Here is a 1,935-nt window from a genome sequence, read left to right as displayed (position 1 = left end):
GCCGAAGGGGGTCATGCCGAAGATCTGCTCGCCGGTGGCGATCAGCCACTTGCCCAACGGCGGGTGCGCCACGTACAGCGCGCAGGGGTCGGCCTCCGGCGGGGCGCACGTCTCCCAGATGCGCGTGTCACCGGCCAGGAGCATGCGGTCGGCGACCGGGTCCTCGACGCTGCCCAGCGCCTTGCGTTCGACGCCGAAGGTGAGCAGCGCGAAGGCGTCCTTGGCGTAGTAGGTCTCGTCGAACATGACCGCGTCCGGGCGGCCGAGGTTCACGAAGCGCAGGACCGCGCCGAAGGCGGCCACCAGCAGCGGGCCGATCCATCCCTGCAGCGGGCTGCCCGGCATGGGCGGCACCAGCCGGTCCCTGGTTGATCCCATCCAGGAGATTATGCTGACAAATCAGCCGCGATGGACAGCGTCATAGAGATCGCGTTTGGGGACACCCGCTGCCTTGGCGACGTCCACGATCGCGTGCTTCCTCGGCACCCCAGCCTCCTCCCGCCGGGCGACCTCGGCGACCAGGTCCTCGATGACCGGCTCCAGCGCCTCCTGGACGTGCCCGGCGACCACGATCGTGATCTCCCCCTTGACGCCCCGCGCGGCCCACTCGGCGAGCTCTCCCAGACCGCCCCGCCGTACCTCCTCGTAGGTCTTGGTCAGCTCCCGGCAGACCGCGGCGGGGCGGCCGGCGCCGAACGCCTCGGCCATCGCGGCCAGGGCCGCGGCCAGCCGGTGCGGGGCCTCGAAGAAGACCATCGTGCGCTCCTCGCCGGCCAGCGCGGCCAGCCTGCGCGCCCGCTCGCCCGGCTTGCGCGGCGGGAAGCCCTCGAAGCAGAACCGGTCGCTGGGGAGCCCGGAGACCGCCAGGGCGGTGGTGACCGCGGACGGGCCCGGCAGGGAAGTGACCGTCACCCCGGCGTCGACGGCCATGCGGGTCAGCCGGTAGCCGGGGTCGGAGACGCCGGGCATGCCCGCGTCGGTGATGACCAGCACGGTGTAGCCGGCCAGCAGCACCTCCAGGAGCTCTGCGGCCCGCCCCGCCTCGTTGGCGTCGTAGTAGGAGACGATCCGGCCGCCGATCTCCACGTCCAGGTCAGCCGCCAGGCGGCGCAGCCGGCGGGTGTCCTCGGCGGCCACCACGTCGGCGCTCGCCAGCGCCTGGCGCAACCGCGGCGAGACGTCGCCCGCCTGCCCGATCGGAGCCCCCGCCAGCACCAGCCTGCCGTTGTCCGTCACCCTCCCATCTTCTCCCATCCCGCCCACCACCTCCGCCCGCCGCCTCCGCCCGCCGACGCGGCCCGCCGACGCGGCCCGGCACGGCCCTGCGGGGGTCACGGCAGGGGTCACAGCTGGAGGCACGGTGGGCGTCACGGTTGGGGACACGGCTGAGGTACGGCCCCGCACGCGGCCGCCGGAAGTGGAGAAGCTCCCCGGTTGGGTATGTACGGGATGTTTCTTGAGGTGCGGGGGTGACGAGCCCCGTACGATGTCCGGGTGGCCGTGACCGATTTCCCTGACCAGGTGTCCGAGCAGCCGGAGCCCCGACCGGGAGGGCTCCCGGAGAGCGGGCCCGAGCCCTCCGTGCGCGACCGGCTGGTGCCGCCCATGCCGGGCAGCCCGCTGCAGGGATGGATCGGCCCGCTGCTGGTGGCCGCCTTCGGCGCGGTCCTGCGCTTCGTGAACCTCGGCCGCCCGGACGCGGTCATGTTCGACGAGACCTACTACGCCAAGGACGGCTTCTCCCTGCTCAACTTCGGTGTCGAGCGGACCGCCGTCAAGGACGCCGACAAGCTCCTCATGCAGGGCAAGACCGGCATCTGGGAGCAATGCGCCGCGACCGAGCTGGACAAGTGCGCCTCCTATGTCGTCCACCCGCCGCTGGGCAAGTGGCTGATCGCCACCGGCGAGCAGATCTTCGGCATGACCCCCTTCGGC

1 protein-coding gene and 2 pseudogenes are annotated in these 1,935 nt (G+C 72.6%); 1 reads left to right on the top strand and 2 read right to left on the bottom strand.

Features of this window, described 5'->3' with window-relative positions; genetic code table 11:
• Positions 1-378: pseudogene (locus tag ACFOWE_RS25195) on the bottom strand (phospholipid carrier-dependent glycosyltransferase); the annotation flags it as partial.
• 21 nt (positions 379-399) lie between these two features.
• Positions 400-1,254, bottom strand: a complete 855-nt coding sequence (gene rsmI, locus ACFOWE_RS25190) for a 16S rRNA (cytidine(1402)-2'-O)-methyltransferase (protein WP_377291955.1) — start codon at positions 1,252-1,254, stop codon at positions 400-402.
• A 240-nt stretch (positions 1,255-1,494) separates the two neighbouring features.
• Here rsmI and ACFOWE_RS25185 point away from each other — a divergent pair.
• Positions 1,495-1,935 (top strand): annotated as a pseudogene (locus ACFOWE_RS25185) (phospholipid carrier-dependent glycosyltransferase); the annotation flags it as partial.

It is taken from the genome of Planomonospora corallina, assembly GCF_042650625.1.
GTDB classification, from domain to species: Bacteria; Actinomycetota; Actinomycetes; order Streptosporangiales; family Streptosporangiaceae; genus Planomonospora_B; species Planomonospora_B corallina.
Note: the sequence above shows the minus strand (reverse complement) of the source record. Positions and strands in the feature narration are given on the sequence as shown.

Excerpts from the sequence above, each read along its gene's own strand:
- rsmI (WP_377291955.1), bottom strand. The coding sequence starts at position 1,254 with ATGGGAGAAGATGGGAGGGTGACGGACAACGGCAGGCTGGTGCTGGCG.